This is a genomic window from Streptomyces sp. NPDC087263 (assembly GCF_044744645.1).
In the GTDB taxonomy this organism is placed as follows: Bacteria; Actinomycetota; Actinomycetes; order Streptomycetales; family Streptomycetaceae; genus Streptomyces.
On record NZ_JBIUYT010000001.1, the window covers coordinates 721,263 to 736,859 of the forward strand.

Genomic DNA, 15,597 nt, shown 5'->3' on the forward strand with positions numbered 1-15,597 from the left:
GGCCGTCGCGCACGAGTACGCGACGACCGGATGCGTACGCGTACGACCGGATGCGTCACGCCTTCGCGCCGCGCGCCTTGAGCAAGTCGGCCATGAGCTGTATCTCGGCCTGTTGGCCCGCCACCATGCTCCGGGCCAGTCGCCGCACCTCCGCGGTCCTCGCCCTCTCGACCGCCGCCTCGGACATCGCGATGCCGCCCTTGTGGTGCGCGGTGAGCAGTTGGAGGTAGCGGATCTCCGCGGCCCTGCCCTTAGCCTGGCGCAGTTGGTCCATCTGCCGGTCGGTGGCCATGCCGGGCATCAGGGAACCGTCATGCGCTTCGTAGTCCACGCCCTTCATACCGTCCATGCCCTCCATGCCGCTCATGTCGTGGTCCATCCAGGACATGTACGGCTGCTGCGAGGACTTCGGCAGCCCCCACACGTCCAGCCGACCCAGCAGCATCCCGCGCTGGTTGGCCTGGGTGTTGATGACGTCGTACCCGAGCCGCCGTACCTCCTCGTCATCGGTGCGGTCGCGCACGATGAACGACAGCTCCACCGCCTGCTGGTGATGCACCGCCATGTCCCGTGCGAAGCCCGCGTCCACCGAGTCGTTGCGTGGTACGGCCGCGGCGCTGCCGCTCGTCGGCCACGCCAGCACCGCGAACACCGTGACGGCCGCGAGCACGGCGGCGAGCGACCCGCCGGTCAACAGCCGCGACAGCCTCCTGACATGCCGGTCACCGGTGTCCTCCGCGTACTCCCGCGTCCCGTCGTCACTCACGAGGACTTCCCACCTGTGCAGGTGGCACCCGGCTCCGGGGTCTGCGCGCCCTGCACGTACTTCTCGAGGAACTCGGCGACCCGCGCGTCGGACTCCTTCGTCACGTTCAGCTGGTGGCCCCAGGCCGTCAGCGAGATCGGCGAGGACTGCGCCTTGTAGGGGCTCATCAGCGTGTACGGCGTTCTGTCCACCTTGGCGGCGAGCGCCTCGACGTCGGCGTCGGCGGCCTTGTCGTTGTAGGTGACCCAGACGGCGCCGTGCTCCAGGGAGTGCACGGCGTTCTCGTCGCGCAGTTCGCCGGTGTAGACGTCGCCGTTGCAGTTCTGCCAGACAGGGTCGTGGTCGCCGCCGACGGGCGGTGTCATGGGGTAGGTCACGTCCTTGTCGACGTGGTTGCGGGTCAGCTTCGACCAGGTCTTCTCGCCGGAGACTGGCGTGGCCTTGACCTGCTCCTTCTCGTTGGCGGCGTCGACCAGGTACCAGCCACCGCCCAGCAGGCCGACGAGGATGGCTGTGGAGGCGACGATCGTGATGATCCGGTTGCGGCGCTCGCGGGCTCTTTCGGCGCGGCGCTGTTCTTCTATTCGGGCGCGGCGGTCGGCAGCCTTGGTCCGGGAGTTGGCGGAACCCATGGTGAAGTCCTTTTCTTGCAGCGGAAGTTGACGGATGCCGGTGAATGGGGTGGAACGGGCATCCGGTCTAGGTCCGCAGGACTTGAAGGACGTGCAGGTTCGGCGGGCGCGGGGCGGCCCCGTACACCGTGGTCCGTGCCGGGACGCGGGCCGGCCCGACGCCCACCTGGACGGGCAGGCTTTGAGGCTGCGGGTGCGGGCCGGGGCCGGTCGTGGGGGTGTCCAGCATCCACTGGGCGCCGCACCGGTCCTGGGCAGGGGCTGCGCAGACGTGCTCGGGGTCGTCGTCGCCCGGCCCCTGGTACGCGGCCGACATGGCGGCGACGGGCTGCACGGCGGGCCCGTGCGTACACAGGCACGCCACACCCAACACCGTGGCCAGGGCCACCAACAGGCCCAGCACCACGGAGCCGGTACGGCGCCGCGCGGTCATCGTCAGTCGCCTGCTTCTTCCGGTCAGTTGAAGAAACGTCTGGGGTCACCGTCACCCTGCCCCGCACGTACGGCTCGGAGTCTACGAAGTGGTCGCCGGATGAGCGGAGGCGGCTCCGCCCCTCGGCGAACCAACGCCGTGCGGCACGGGAACGGGCGGGTTGGAGTCATCGTCGGTGGATGCACCAAAGATTGGGTGGATCGGCCGCCCATCACGGCGATAGCCTGCAGCCTCCAACTGGGTTGGGGAGTGAGAGGCGTGTCATGCCTGAACCATCCACAGGTCTCCAGCGCCCCCGCGCCGAAATTCGGTCGAGCGATCAGCCAGAGACGACCGATGCCAAAACTGCAGAGCGTGGCGGTGGCCCGGGCCAGCCACTCGGGACGGTGTTCCGGAGCGAGGACCTGCCAGTGGAAGACAGGTTCGATCACTGGCGCGAGCTGATCGGCCGGATGCACGCGCCCAGTGACATGACCAGTGCGTACGCCACCGAGTTCTGGGCCGAGCAGCGGTTACTTGAGCTGGGGCCGGTGACCGTGTGGCCGGCTTCGTTCCGGCCGGCACGGTTCCGGCGGAGCGCACGGATGGTGCGGCAATCCGACCCGGAGCTGTACCACTTGTCGCTGGTGCTCGGCGGCGGCTTGGGTGTCGACCACGCCGGGCAGAGCGCCATGCACGGCCCGCAGGATCTGTATGTGGTCGACACCTCGCTGCCCTACGACGCGCGGCCACCGGACGATCCGGACTGCCGCATGATCACGGGGGTAGGTGTGGACTTCCCCAAGGTACTGCTGCCCTTGCCGCCGAACCGGGTACGGGAACTGTTGGGAGTGCGGCTGTCGGGAAGGGAAGGAACGGGCGCCCTGCTGACCGGGTTCCTCACCGGCCTGGACCGGCAGTCCAACTCACTCCGGCCGTCCGACGGGCCACGCCTGGGCACGGTCCTACTGGACCTGCTGTCGGCCTGGTTCGCCCAGGTACTCGACGCCGAGGCCGCCCTGCCACCGGAGCCCCGCCACCGGGCCATGACCGAGCACATACGGGCGTTCATCCGCCAGAACCTGCACGACCCCGAGCTGACACCACCCACCATCGCCGCCGCGCACCACATCTCCCTCAGCTACCTGCACCGCCTCTTCCAGGAAGAGGTACGGGGCGAAACGGTCGCGGCCTGGATCCGCAGCCTGCGACTGGAGGGCGCCCGCCGCGACTTGACGAACCCCGCGCTGCACGCCACCCCGATCCAGACCATCGCCACCCGCTGGGGCCTCCGCCCCTCCGACTTCAGCCGCGCCTTCCGCGCCTCCTATGGGCTCCCGCCCAAGGACTTCCGGCTCCAGGCCCTGGCTGTACGGGAGTAGACGCAACGCCGAGTGTCTGTGGGCTCAGTGCGGATGACAGCCTCCGCCGTCACCTCGCATCCGGCGGGATGCGCCCGATAGCCGGTCAGCAGAAGCTGAAACTGGGCGAGTCGACCGTCAGCCAGGTCCACGGTGAGCCTGATCACCGTGGACAACGGAGGCTTCTCGTCTGAGCAGCGGCTGAACTCCTCGCCGGGGGTCATCGAGCCACCCGCGAGGAGGCCACCCGCGGCCGCATCGAGGCAGGCCCCAATGCGGCAACACGGCCGACTGTGGAACGCGCTATCCGCAGCAGCCCCCTTCGCGCAGCTGCCGGCTGACCTCCTGCCAGTGGTCCTGGTCCCGCGCGGCGAGTCGCGTACCGGCAGCCTCCCCGTCGAAGGCGTGGATCAGGTCGGACTGGTCGAAGGGCACGCCGCCGCGCAGGACGGAGTCGGTACGGACGAGGGTGTCGAAGTCGGTGAAGGGGTCGCCGTCCACGATCACCGCGTCCGCGAGCTTGCCCTCGGTGAGGGTGCCGAGGTCGTCGGCGCCGAAGACGCGGGCGGGCAGGACTGTTGCCAGGCGGAGGGTGTCGGCCACCGACAGGCCCGAGCGGTGGAGGGCGCGCAGGGCGATGTGGAGTTGGAGGCCGGTGACGGTGACCGGTTGGTCGGTGCCGAGGACGACCAGGCCGCCGGCGTCGAGGATGCGGCGGTAGACCGCCGTTTCCCGGTCCAGGGCGCCCAGTTGGTCGGCGGTGGGCGGCTTCGCGGCCAACTCCTGGACGGTGGCGATATCCCATGGAGGCATGAGGGTGGTGACGCGCGGATCGTCCGCGAGGGAGGGCTCCTCGCCGACGAGCGGCTCCGAGGTGAACGGGGTGGCGATCATGTGGAAGTCCGCCCCGGCGGCGGTGTAGAGCTCGACGACATCCTGGTAGGCGCGGCCGGTGGCCGAGGTCACGTGGCCGAACTCCAGGCGCTGGGTGGCCTGGAGATGGCTGGTCAGGTCCTGGCCGACGTGGATGCCCGGGACGCACAGATGACCACCGCTGCGGACGCCCAGGCGCTCCCGGGCGAAGGCCGCGGCCTCCCGCATGATCCAACTGGGGGCGCGGACGTAGGTCTTGACGAAGTCCCAGTCCAGCGCCTCGCCGCGAGCCAGCGAACGCCGCAGACCCTCCTGGGTGCTGTGGGTGCGGTTGGCGGTGTAATAGGCGCGGGAGCCGTCGAGGAGTTCCCCGGAGCTGAGGATGCGGGGGCCGGCGAGGTTGCCGGAGGCGATGGACTCGCGGACGCCCGCCTGTTCGTAGGCGAAGTTGCCCATGGACACGGCGGTGGTGATGCCGTAAGCGAGATAGAGGGCGCTCTGGCGTCCGCCGTACCTGGTGGTGAAGTGCGTGTGGCAGTCCCACAGCCCCGGAATCACGGTCTTGTCGGCGGCGTCGATACGGCGGGCGGCCGGGCGGCCCGCGCGGTGGGGTTCGACGGCGGTGACGCGGCCGTCGCGGATGAGGATGTCGACGTCGTCGCGGACGGTGTCACCGGTGCCGTCCCAGAGCTGCCCGGCGTGGAGCACGGTGTCCTGCGCGCGGGGGCGGCGGTAGCCGAGGGAGACCGGCACGGTGCGGGGCCGGCCGCCGTCGACCGCGATCGTACGGAGGGTGCCGGCGGAGAGGTAGAGGATCGTGCGGGAGTCGCCGGACCAGCTGGGGTGGTCGGCCGCTTCCGTGGTGAGTTGGCGCGCCTCGCCGGTGGGGGTGCCGTCGGCGGCGACCGGCAGGAGCCACAGGGCGGAGTCGGCGACGATGGCGAGCCATTGCCCGTCGGGGGACCAGACCGGGCCGGAGGCATAGCGGTCGGACAGGGAGCTCTGCGGGGCCGGCGGGTGGAGGGTGGCGGCGCCGGTGTCGGTGTTGACGATGCTGATGAGGTTGTAGCCCTCGCGGAAGCGCCAGTTGAGGCGGTTGGAGTCGCAGAAGGCGAGGTAGCGGCCGTCCGGTGACCAGCTCGGCGCGCCGGGCACGCCGGCGCCGTAGGGCTCGACGAGGGTGCGTTCCGCTCCGGTGGACAGGGTGGTGACCAGGAGGTTGCCCGACACGTCGAAGGTGGCGAGCCGTTCGCCGTCCGGTGACAGAGCGGGGCACATTCGGCCGCCCGTGGCCAGCAGCGACTCCAGGCCCGTGCTGAGGTCGTGGCGGTAGACCGCGAAGAGGCCGTCGCGGTCGTGGGCGTAGAGCAGGGCGCGGCCGTCGTGGGTCCAGGCGGGGGCGGTGAGGAGGCGGTGCGGGGCGGCCTGGACGATCTTGCGCGGGGCGGCGCCGCCGGAAACGGGCGCGGTCCACAGGGCGTTGAGCGCGAGGAACGCGACCTGACGGCCGTCCGGGGAGAGCGCCGGCTGCTGCACGCTGCGGATGTCGTGGTGCTCGCCGTCGGTCAGGTCGACGTCGTAGCGCTTGATGCGGTAGCTGGGGCGGTCGACAGTGAGCGTGGCGGTGAACGGGATGGCGGTGGCGTCACCGGGCGCCTCGGGGCGCAGCAGGCGGAACTGGCCGCCGGCGTTGATGAGGAGTTCGTCGGGGCCGGTCCAGCGCGGGGGGACGGGGGCCACGTCCTGCTGGACGTCCACCGGTGAGCCGTCCACGACCAGGGTGCAGGAGGAGGCGGGCGAAGCGGTGGTCCGCAGGTAGGCCAGGCGGCCGGTGGGTGAGACCGCCGGGGTCATGAGTTTGGCGGCGGCCGGGCCGTCGTCGGTGTGCTCGGTGACGACCGCGCCGGAGCCGTCGGCCGGTACGGCGGCGATGGTGCGGACCTGGAGGGAGCCGGTGCTGTTGGCGTTGAAGATGCCGCGGGCGAAGTACAGGCGCTGGCCGTCCGGGGACCAGGCGGGGTCGAAGTCCTCCCACGCGCCGCCCTGGAGCGGACCGTCCTGACCGGGCCGACCGGTGAGCTGGGTCAACTCCCCGGAGCCCACGTCCACCGTCCATATGCGGTACGGGCTGCCGGCGACCGCGGCGGTCGGGTCGCCGCCGCGTTCGGAGGCGAAGGCGATCCGGGTGCCGTCCGGCGACCAGGCCGGGCCGCGGTCGTCGAACGGCCCGTCGGTGAGCTGCCGCAGGCCCGAGCCGTCCGGGCGCAGGGTCCAGATGTGGAACCCGCCGTCGCGGTAGGCGCATACGGCCAGGGTGCGGCCGTCCGGGGAGAACACCGGGCGGGTGGGTTCCAGGTCGGGCGCCGTGAGCGCGGTGGCCTCGCCGCCCCCGCGGGGGATGGACCACAGGACGCTCTGCACCTCGGCGACCAGCACGTCCCCGGCCGGGGCCAGGGTGGCGGAGCCGTTGGTGGCGGCGGTGAAAGTGAGGGAGGCCGTGCGAGAGGCGGCATCTGTGGAGGCGGCGGCATCGGCCGAGGCGGACGCGGACGCGGGGAGTTCGATGGCGGCGGCCGCGGCCGTGGCTGCCGCGGCTTGGAGGAGCCTTCGGCGGGAGAGGTCGGTGGTCATGAGCGGTTTCTCCGGATCCGGACGGGGGTGTGGGGGCGTGTGGCGGGCAGATGGGGGCGGAACCGGCCGCAGGACACCGACTGCTCTGTTTCCCTACGGTGCCTGCCGTACCTACCTCAACTGAGTTCGTCGTATGCCTGGGGAAGCCAGGCGCCTTGGCTCAGCAGTTCGGCACGTACCGGGCCGGTGCCGGTGTCGCCGTCGCGGGCGGTGAGCGCGGCCGCGACTCCGGCGGCGTGACCGGTCGCGAGGGCCGTGCCCATGACGCGCAGGGAGCCGCCCGCGCCGCGGTCGCCGTCGACCGTGCGGCCCGCGGCGAACAGGTTCGCCGTGTCGCAGCTACGCAGCACGTCAAGGGGAATGCCGTAGTACCCGGGGCGGCCGATGAACTTCCATTCGGACGGGACGCCCGGGCCTGGGTGGTACTCGATCGGCCAGGCCCCAACCGCCACCGCGTCGCCGATCGGCCCTGGCGAGAGCACCTCCTTCTCGGTGAGTTGGTAGCGTCCGACGACATGCCGGGACTCACGCGTGCCCAGTTCGGGACCTGTGCTCACGATGTAGGCGTCACCGCAGCCCGGCAGCGTGCGGAACACCCGCAGGTGCTCCTGCGCCTGCCGGCGGGCGCCGGCCTCCGCGCGGCTGGTGTCGGCGGCGTCCCGCGCGTCGTAGCCCTCATCGGCGAGGTAGGTGATCAGGTCGCCGGAGATGGGCATCCGCGCGGTGAGTCCGGTCTCCGAGGTCAGGTGTTCCACCCCGGCCCGCTTGGCCGCCCGCACCGCGGACTTCAGATCCTTGCTGCTGATCTCCACTCCGGCGGGGATACCGCCCAGGCGGACGCCGAGTGTGCCGTTCTGTACCCAGCCGTCGTTCCCGTAGCGGACCTCGGAGCCGGCGTGGTGGGCGAGATCGGCCTCGCCGGTGGCGTCGACGAACGCCTTCGCGGTGACCTCGTGGATGCCGGAGTGGTCGGCGAGGCGGATGGTCGTCAGCCGGTCGTCGACGCGGGTCGCGCCGAGTACGGAGCTGTGCAACAGGACGTCCGCCCCGGCGCGGGCGCACATCTCGTCGGCGGCGCGCTTCACGCTCTCCGGGTCGAACACGACGGCGACGGCGGTGAACCGCGCGGGCTCGCTCACCGCGCCCATCCCCCGCAGCTCGGCGAGCAGTTCCTCAGCAACGCCGAACACCACCTGGGTGGCGTCGTCACGTGTGTAGAGGCCGTCGCAGATCGACGTCGCAGTGGACGAAAACGCGTTGACCGACGTGATCGTCTACCTGGGCAGTGGTTGCCACCTCGTGCAATACCCGCTGCGCCGAGGCGAGATGCTCAACACCGTCGCGGTGTTCGAGTCACCGGCCTACCACCGCGGCGAGGAGAACTGGGGTGGTCCGGAGGAACTGGAGGAGGTCTTCGCGGGCTGCTGCCCGGAGGTCCGGCGCGGTCTCGCCTCGCTGTGGCGTAACAGGCGCTGGCCGATGTACGACCGACTCCCGATCCCGAACTGGGTCAACGGCCGACTGGCCCTCACCGGCGATGCCGCTCATCCGATGCTGCAATACCTCGCCCAGGGCGCCTGCCAGGCGATCGAGGACGCCTATTGCCTCGCGGGCGAGGCGACCGCGCGGCCCCATCCCGGAGCGGCGGACTGGGAGACCGCACTCAAAGAGTACGAGAGGACCCGAACCGACCGCACCGCACGCGTACAGTCCTCCGCCCGGTTCTGGGGCGACCTCTGGCACGTGGACGGTCTCGCGCGACTCATCCGCAACGAACTGTTCCGAGACCGACAGCCAAACGACTTCAAACACCTCGACTGGCTCTACCAGGCCTGAATCCGCATCCCGCCGGGAAGCAGACGTGATCCCGGATGCCCGTACGACAACGCTGCACGACCCGGCGACGCCGCGCTGCGCGTTCAGTCCCTGCGAGCCGAGGCTGAGGATCCAGGAAGGAAGATCCTCAGCCTCGGGCCTGTCACCACACACCGGCACGGATTCTGGTCGGCTGCCTCGGCTGCCGCCGAAGGCGATACTCAGCCCGCCTGTCCCTGCTCCGTGCCGGTCGTCGGCGGAACCACTCGGAGGCTCGCCATGGGCTGCACCCAGGACAGGTCAACGCCCTCGAGTTCGACGACGGCGCTCCAGCCGGGGGTCAGTTCGGTGAACTCCCCGAAGGGCTGTCGGTGTATGCGAAGCACCCGGGCCGGATAAGTCCGGCCATCCGGTGAGCTGCTGTCCTCCGGGAGCACCGAATCGCCGGGGAAAACGCTCCTCTCCGCACTGATGCAGCGAGCGTGACAGACCACCTTGTGCGCCGAGGGCTGCTCGTACACGATCACCACTCGCAGGAGTCCCACAGGCTCGGTACCACTCATACTGAGGACGCCTCCGTCCACGGTCAGAACCAATCCATGAACTTGTCGGCCGCCTCGGACGCCACACCGCTCCCGATGATGCCCACGACGCTACCCGCTCCAGGAAGGGCCGAACGGATGGCCGCCTCGGCTCCCGTACCCACAAGCAGCGGATCCAGCCCGTCCAGGCAAAGTTGACGCCCCGACACCCAGAAAAAGAACTCTTCCGCAGGCTCAGAATCCTGCACAGGTGGGGCGGGTGGGACTCGAACCCACGGCCGACGGATTATGAGTCCGCTGCTCTAACCGGCTGAGCTACCGCCCCATCTACGGCGCGTCGCGCACATTTGTGCGCGCCGTCTGCCGCAGCATAGCCGCTCATACGATCTCCTGCTTCGGATGGTCGGCAACGCATGACCATGAGGACTTCGGCGCGCTGCGCGCGGTTCCGGCGGACATGAAAAAGGACCCCTGAGGGGTCCTTTTCCGCTGCTCTCCCGACTGGACTCGAACCAGTAACCTGCCGGTTAACAGCCGGCTGCTCTGCCAATTGAGCTACAGGAGATCGAGCTCCCCCGACTGGACTCGAACCAGTAACCTGCCGGTTAACAGCCGGCTGCTCTGCCAATTGAGCTACAGGGGATCGCTTCGTTGCATCGAACGCACCTACCTGGGTATTCGCCAGGCAGCGTGCGCTCGCTGCGACACATACATTAGCGCAAGCAGGGGGGTGCTCCGCCAATCGGTTCCGCCCCCACACCGATGCCGACGCAAGGGAAGGGTGGCCGTCATGCGCTACCGGCTCACATTCGTCGCCGGACTGGCTCTGGGTTACGTGCTGGGCACACGCGCCGGGCGCGAACGCTACGAGCAGTTGAAGAAGTCCGCCCGTCAGATCTCGCAGAACGCGGCGGTGCGCAACACCGCCGAGACCGCCGCCCAGCAGGGCCGCGTGTTCGCCGGCAAGGCGTACCACACGGTGAGCGAGAAGGTGGGCGACCGTGTCCCCACCTCCGTCACCGACCGTGTCCGCTCCCTGCGCGAGCGGAACACGAACGGCCGCGGCGAGGACGACTGGGGCAGCTCCAACACATAGCGATCGGGTACGGACGTAGCCGGTCCGGCGCGCTCTTCTCTCGTAGTACGGCAGAATTTGCGCCATGGGGATAGTCGCCGGGTTGGACAGTTCGCCCGATTTCACTCGTATCGTCGTCTGTGACGCGGATACGGGCACCGTGCTCAAACAGGGCTATGCGCCGCATCCGGTCGAGCCGGCCGAGGGTGGCGGGCGTCCTTCCGATGTCGATCCACAGGCCTGGCTGCTGTCCCTGGGAGAGGCGGCCGGCGGCGGGCTGCTCGAAGGTGTGCAGGCCATCGGCGTGTCCGCGCAGCAGAACGGACTCGTTCCGCTGGACGCACAGGGGAACACGGTGCGGCCGGCGCTCGTCGGCAGTGACAAGCGGGCGCAGGTCGCGGCCGCCGACATCGTCGACGCGCTCGGCGGGCGCGAGGCCTGGGCCCAGGCCGTGGGCTGTGTGCCGCAGGCCGGCCAGCCGGTGACCAAGCTCCGCTGGCTGAACAGGACCGAACCCGACGCCGCGCGCCGCACCGCGTTCCTGATGCAGGCGCACGACTGGCTGGTGTGGCAGCTGCTCGGGCGGCCGGCCCGCAGGACCACCGACCGGGGCGGCGCCTCCGGAACCGGGTACTGGTCGGCGGCTACCGGCGGCTACCGGCCGGATCTCGTCGAACTGGCGCTCGGGCACCAGGTCGGGCTGCCCGAGGTGCTCGGCCCGTCCGACGCGGCGGGTACCACCCCGGAGGGGCTCCTCATCTCCGCCGGGACCGGAGAGACCATGGCGGCGGCGTTCGGGCTCGGCGTCGGGCTCGGCGACGCGGTCGTGTCACTGGGAGCCTCCGGGTCCGTGATGGCCGTACACCGCGAGGCGCTGATCGACTCCTCCGGCATGATCACCTCGCTGGCCGACGCGACCGGGATGCATCTGCCGGTCGTCAGCACGCTCAATGCCGTACGGGCCCTGCGCGGCGCCGCCGAACTCCTCGGGCTGCCCGATCTGGAGAGCCTGTCCGACCTGGCGATGAAGTCGACGCCCGGTTCCCACGGGCTCGTGATGCTGCCCTATCTGGAGGGCGAGCGGACGCCGAACCTGCCGCACACGGCGGGGATGCTGGCCGGGCTGCGGCGGGAGTCGATGCGGCCCGAGCATCTGGCGCGGGCCGCGTTCGAGGGCATGCTGTGCGGGCTCGCGGACGCGCTCGACGTGCTGCGCGGCCGGGGTGTCGACGTACGCCGGATCTTCCTGCTGGGAAAGGCCGCCGAGCTGACCGCCGTACAGGCCGTGGCGCCCGCGCTGTTCGGCGTGCAGGTCGTGGTGCCGCAGCCCGCGGACTACGCGGCCTTCGGCGCGGCCCGGCAGGCGGCCTGGGCGCTCGGCGTCTCGCAGGGCACCCTCGACCCGCGCACTCCGCCCGCCTGGCAGGGCCCGGTCGCGCAGGTGCGGGAGCCCGGCGAGGAACTGGCCATGGGGCAGGCCGTACGACAGCAGTACGTGGCCGTACGGGAACAGGCGCATCCGGGGGCGTTCCGGGGCTAGGGCCTGTCTGACAACCGGCTGATGCGGCACGGACGTAGGTCCGGAGTCCGAGGCAGGGTCGGTTTTTGGCCTGCACTTGGGTTAATCGGTTGAGGTAACACGGGGGGAGTGTTCGACGATAGGGGGTGGGGCACCACCGCCCGTCCTTTTGGTCACCCACCGATCCTTTTGGTCACCCACCGACCGCGCACTGGTCACCCACCGACCGCCCAGCGGTAGCCCCACCAACCGCCCGCCGATCCTCCTGCCGCCGACGACCCGAGAGACCCGCGTGCTCATACGACTGCTTCGGACGTACCTCCGTCCGTACAAGAAACCCATCGCCCTGCTGGTGCTGCTGCAGTTCCTGCAGACCTGCGCCACGCTCTACCTGCCCACCCTCAACGCGCACATCATCGACAACGGTGTCGTGAAGGGCGACACGGGCTACATCCTGTCCCTCGGTGCCGTGATGATCGCCATCTCGCTGGCACAGGTCGTCTGCAACATCGGGGCCGTCTACTACGGAGCCCGTACGGCGTCCGCGGTCGGCCGGGACATCCGGGCCGCCGTCTTCGACCGCGTCCAGTCCTTCTCGGCGCGCGAGGTCGGCCACTTCGGGGCGCCCTCGCTGATCACCCGCACCACCAATGACGTCCAACAGGTGCAGATGCTCACCCTGATGACGTTCACCATGCTGGTGTCGGCGCCGATCATGTGTGTGGGCGGCATCATCCTGGCCCTCGGCCTGGACGTGCCGCTGTCCGGGGTGCTGGTCGCCGTGGTGCCGGTCCTCGGCATCTCCGTGACGCTGATCATCCGGCGGCTGCGGCCGCTGTTCCGCACCATGCAGGTCCGCCTGGACACCGTGAACCGGGTGCTGCGCGAGCAGATCACCGGCAACCGGGTGATCCGCGCCTTCGTACGGGACGACTACGAGAAGGAGCGCTTCCAGAAGGCGAACGCCGATCTGACCGAGGTGTCGCTGGGCACCGGACGGCTGCTGGCGCTGATGTTCCCGATCGTCATGACCGTGGTGAACCTGTCGTCGATCGCCGTGGTGTGGTTCGGCGCGCACCGGATCGACAGCGGCGGCATGCAGATCGGTGATCTGACCGCGTTCCTCGCCTACCTCATGCAGATCGTGATGTCCGTGATGATGGCCACCTTCATGTTCATGATGGTGCCGCGCGCGGAGGTCTGCGCCGAGCGCATCGAGGAGGTACTGGACACCGCGAGCAGTGTGGTGCCGCCGACCGCGCCCGTCGTGGAGCTGCGGCGCCACGGCCATCTGGAGATCCGTGGCGGCGGGTTCCACTACCCGGGTGCCGAGGAGCCGGTGTTGAGATCCGTCGACCTGGTGGCACAGCCGGGCGAGACGACCGCCGTGATCGGGTCGACGGGCAGCGGCAAGTCGACGCTTCTCGGTCTCGTCCCCCGGCTGTTCGACGCCACCGACGGCGAGGTCCTCGTCGACGGCGTGGACGTGGCGACCATCGAGCCGAAGCTGCTGGCCAAGACGGTCGGCCTCGTGCCGCAGAAGCCGTACCTCTTCGCGGGCACGGTGGCGACGAACCTGCGGTACGGCAATCCGGACGCGACCGACGAGGAGCTGTGGCACGCGCTGGAGGTGGCGCAGGCCAAGGGCTTCGTGGAGGGTCTGGAGAACGGGCTCGACTCCCCCATCGCGCAGGGCGGCACGAATGTGTCGGGTGGTCAGCGGCAGCGCCTGGCGATCGCCCGCACCCTCGTACAGCGGCCGGAGATCTACCTCTTCGACGACTCGTTCTCGGCGCTCGACTACAAGACCGACGCCATGCTGCGCGCGGCGCTCGCCCACGAGACCGCCGAGGCGACCGTGGTGATCGTCGCCCAACGGGTGTCGACCATCCGGGACGCCGACCGGATCGTGGTCCTCGACGAGGGCCGGGTCGTCGGCACCGGGCGGCATCATGAACTGATGGCAGGCAACGAGACCTACCGGGAGATCGTCCTCTCCCAGCTCACGGAAGCGGAGGCTGCCTGATGGCCGGGCCTATGGGGCGGATGATGGCCGGGGGCGGCCCCGATCAGCGCTCGATGGATTTCAAGGGGTCGGGCAAACGGCTCCTGGCACAGTTCAAGCCCGAGCGCACCACCATGTACGGGATGCTCGTCGCCGTGGTGCTGAGCGTGGGCTTCTCGGTGGTGGGCCCGAAGATCCTGGGCCGGGCCACCGACCTGGTCTTCTCCGGCATCATCGGGCGGGAGTTCCCGGCCGGCGAGACGAAGGCCGAGGTGCTCGCGGCCATGCGGGCGCGCGGCGACGGCGGTACGGCCGACATGCTCTCGGGGACCGATTTCACCCCCGGCAAGGGCATCGACTTCAACGCGGTCGGCGAGGTGCTCGGGCTCGCGCTCGCGGTGTTCCTGCTGGCGGGCGTGCTGATGGCGGTGGCGACGCGGCTGGTCAACCGGTCGGTCAACCGGACCGTGTACCGGATGCGCGAGGACCTTCAGGCGAAACTGTCGCGGCTTCCGCTGTCGTACTTCGACAAGCGGCAGCGCGGTGAGGTGCTCAGCCGGGCGACCAACGACCTCGACAACCTCGGGCAGACGCTCCAACAGTCGATGGGGCAGCTCATCAACTCGCTGCTGACCATCATCGGTGTGCTGGCGATGATGTTCTGGGTCTCGCCGCTGCTGGCCCTGGTGGCGCTGGTCACGGTGCCGCTGTCCTTCTTCATCGCCACGCGCGTCGGCAAGCGCTCGCAGCCGCACTTCGTCCAGCAGTGGCGGACCACCGGCAAGCTCAACGCGCACGTCGAGGAGATGTACACCGGGCACAACCTGGTGAAGGTGTTCGGTCGGCAGGAGGAGTCGGCGGCGCAGTTCGCCGAGCAGAACGAGAAGCTGTACGAGGCCGGGTTCAAGGCGCAGTTCAACAGCGGGATCATGCAGCCGCTGATGATGTTCGTGTCGAACCTGAACTATGTGCTGGTGGCCGTGGTCGGCGGTCTGCGGGTCGCTTCCGGCTCGCTGTCCATCGGTGACGTGCAGGCCTTCATCCAGTACTCGCGGCAGTTCTCGATGCCGCTGACCCAGGTCGCCTCGATGGCCAACCTGGTGCAGTCCGGCGTCGCCTCCGCCGAGCGGATCTTCGAACTGCTCGACGCGGAGGAGCAGGAGGCCGATCCGGTACCCGCGATCCGTCCCGACGAGCTGCGGGGCCGGGTGGCGCTGGAGAACGTGTCCTTCCGGTACGACCCCGAGAAGCCGCTCATCGAGGATCTGTCGCTGAAGGTGGAGCCCGGTCACACGGTCGCGATCGTGGGACCGACGGGCGCCGGCAAGACCACGCTGGTCAACCTGCTCATGCGGTTCTACGAGGTCACCGGGGGGCGGATCACCCTCGACGGGGTCGACATCGCCGCCATGTCCCGGGACGAACTCCGGGCCGGGATCGGCATGGTGCTCCAGGACACCTGGCTGTTCGGGGGGACCATCGCGGAGAACATCGCGTACGGGGCCTCGCGGGCCGTCACTCGCGGGGAGATCGAGGAGGCCGCGCGGGCCGCGCACGCCGACCGGTTCATCCGTACGCTGCCCGACGGGTACGACACCGTCATCGACGACGAGGGGACGGGGGTGAGCGCGGGTGAGAAGCAGCTCATCACCATCGCCCGGGCGTTCCTGTCGGATCCGGTGATCCTGGTGCTTGACGAGGCGACGTCGTCGGTCGACACCCGGACCGAGGTTCTGATCCAGAAGGCGATGGCGAAGCTCGCGCATGGGCGTACGTCGTTCGTGATCGCGCACCGGCTGTCGACGATCCGGGACGCGGACACCATTCTGGTGATGGAGAACGGGGCCATCGTCGAGCAGGGCGCTCATGCGGAGCTGCTCGCGTCCGACGGGGCGTATGCGCGGCTGTACAAGGCACAGTTCGCGCAGGCGGTGGCCGAGGTCGACTGAGGGGGCGGGGGTGGGGG

The 15,597-nt window shown here is 69.9% G+C and carries 12 protein-coding genes and 3 tRNA genes; 6 read left to right on the forward strand and 9 right to left on the reverse strand.

Going from position 1 to position 15,597, the window contains the following annotated elements; genetic code table 11:
• Nucleotides 1–55: 55 nt before the first annotated feature.
• The 3 genes from ACIPC1_RS03205 to ACIPC1_RS03215 all read right to left on the reverse strand — a co-directional run bounded on the left by ACIPC1_RS03205 (nucleotide 56) and on the right by ACIPC1_RS03215 (nucleotide 1,831).
• The gene (locus ACIPC1_RS03205) at nucleotides 56–766 is read right to left on the reverse strand and encodes a DUF305 domain-containing protein (protein ID WP_402512785.1); all 711 of its coding nucleotides are present in this window, start codon (nucleotides 764–766) and stop codon (nucleotides 56–58) included.
• A complete protein-coding gene (locus ACIPC1_RS03210) occupies nucleotides 763–1,398 on the reverse strand; it encodes a DUF3105 domain-containing protein (RefSeq protein ID WP_402512787.1) in 636 nt (211 codons plus the stop codon). Before ACIPC1_RS03210 ends, ACIPC1_RS03205 begins: the two co-directional genes overlap by 4 nt.
• A 67-nt stretch (nucleotides 1,399–1,465) precedes the next feature.
• Nucleotides 1,466–1,831 (reverse strand): hypothetical protein, encoded by a 366-nt coding sequence (locus ACIPC1_RS03215; protein ID WP_402512788.1) that lies wholly within the window; start codon nucleotides 1,829–1,831, stop codon nucleotides 1,466–1,468.
• Nucleotides 1,832–2,235: 404 nt separating this feature from the next.
• Here ACIPC1_RS03215 and ACIPC1_RS03220 point away from each other — a divergent pair, with 404 nt between their 5' ends.
• Nucleotides 2,236–3,192 carry an AraC family transcriptional regulator gene (locus ACIPC1_RS03220; protein ID WP_402513383.1) on the forward strand — a complete coding sequence of 319 codons (957 nt, stop codon included), beginning with the start codon at nucleotides 2,236–2,238 and terminating at the stop codon, nucleotides 3,190–3,192.
• A 282-nt stretch (nucleotides 3,193–3,474) separates the two neighbouring features.
• On the opposite strand, the gene ACIPC1_RS03225 is transcribed toward ACIPC1_RS03220, so the two are convergent.
• Together ACIPC1_RS03225 and ACIPC1_RS03230 are read right to left on the reverse strand one after the other, a co-directional pair.
• Nucleotides 3,475–6,675 carry an amidohydrolase family protein gene (locus ACIPC1_RS03225; protein ID WP_402512790.1) on the reverse strand — a complete coding sequence of 1,067 codons (3,201 nt, stop codon included), beginning with the start codon at nucleotides 6,673–6,675 and terminating at the stop codon, nucleotides 3,475–3,477.
• Between the two features lie 116 nt (nucleotides 6,676–6,791).
• The gene (locus tag ACIPC1_RS03230; RefSeq protein WP_402513384.1) at nucleotides 6,792–7,946 is read right to left on the reverse strand and encodes an FAD-dependent oxidoreductase; all 1,155 of its coding nucleotides are present in this window, start codon (nucleotides 7,944–7,946) and stop codon (nucleotides 6,792–6,794) included.
• Here ACIPC1_RS03230 and ACIPC1_RS03235 point away from each other — a divergent pair.
• Entirely contained in the window at nucleotides 7,942–8,511 is a 570-nt protein-coding gene (locus ACIPC1_RS03235) for an FAD-dependent monooxygenase (protein WP_402513386.1), read from the forward strand. The two genes, ACIPC1_RS03230 and ACIPC1_RS03235, sit on opposite strands and share 5 nt — an antisense overlap.
• Nucleotides 8,512–8,711: 200 nt before the next feature.
• Here the strand turns inward: ACIPC1_RS03235 and ACIPC1_RS03240 are convergent, their stop codons facing one another.
• From ACIPC1_RS03240 to ACIPC1_RS03255, 4 genes are all read right to left on the reverse strand, one after another.
• Nucleotides 8,712–8,876 (reverse strand): hypothetical protein, encoded by a 165-nt coding sequence (locus ACIPC1_RS03240; RefSeq protein ID WP_402512792.1) that lies wholly within the window; start codon nucleotides 8,874–8,876, stop codon nucleotides 8,712–8,714.
• Nucleotides 8,877–9,283: 407 nt separating this feature from the next.
• Nucleotides 9,284–9,357, reverse strand: a tRNA-Ile gene (locus ACIPC1_RS03245).
• A gap of 167 nt (nucleotides 9,358–9,524) precedes the next feature.
• Nucleotides 9,525–9,597 (reverse strand) — tRNA-Asn (locus tag ACIPC1_RS03250).
• Between the two features lie 5 nt (nucleotides 9,598–9,602).
• Nucleotides 9,603–9,675: transfer RNA gene (locus tag ACIPC1_RS03255), tRNA-Asn, on the reverse strand.
• A 147-nt stretch (nucleotides 9,676–9,822) separates the two neighbouring features.
• Between ACIPC1_RS03255 and ACIPC1_RS03260 the strand changes: the two genes are divergently transcribed.
• The 4 genes from ACIPC1_RS03260 to ACIPC1_RS03275 all read left to right on the forward strand — a co-directional run bounded on the left by ACIPC1_RS03260 (nucleotide 9,823) and on the right by ACIPC1_RS03275 (nucleotide 15,580).
• Nucleotides 9,823–10,128, forward strand: a complete 306-nt coding sequence (locus tag ACIPC1_RS03260; protein WP_384390737.1) for a YtxH domain-containing protein — start codon at nucleotides 9,823–9,825, stop codon at nucleotides 10,126–10,128.
• A 64-nt stretch (nucleotides 10,129–10,192) separates the two neighbouring features.
• Nucleotides 10,193–11,647, forward strand: a complete 1,455-nt coding sequence (locus ACIPC1_RS03265; RefSeq protein WP_402512795.1) for an FGGY family carbohydrate kinase — start codon at nucleotides 10,193–10,195, stop codon at nucleotides 11,645–11,647.
• A gap of 271 nt (nucleotides 11,648–11,918) precedes the next feature.
• Nucleotides 11,919–13,652, forward strand: coding sequence for an ABC transporter ATP-binding protein (locus tag ACIPC1_RS03270; RefSeq protein ID WP_402512797.1), 1,734 nt, complete (start codon nucleotides 11,919–11,921; stop codon nucleotides 13,650–13,652).
• Entirely contained in the window at nucleotides 13,652–15,580 is a 1,929-nt protein-coding gene (locus ACIPC1_RS03275; protein WP_402512799.1) for an ABC transporter ATP-binding protein, read from the forward strand. The genes ACIPC1_RS03270 and ACIPC1_RS03275 overlap by 1 nt, the downstream gene beginning before the upstream one ends.
• Nucleotides 15,581–15,597 lie beyond the last annotated feature (17 nt).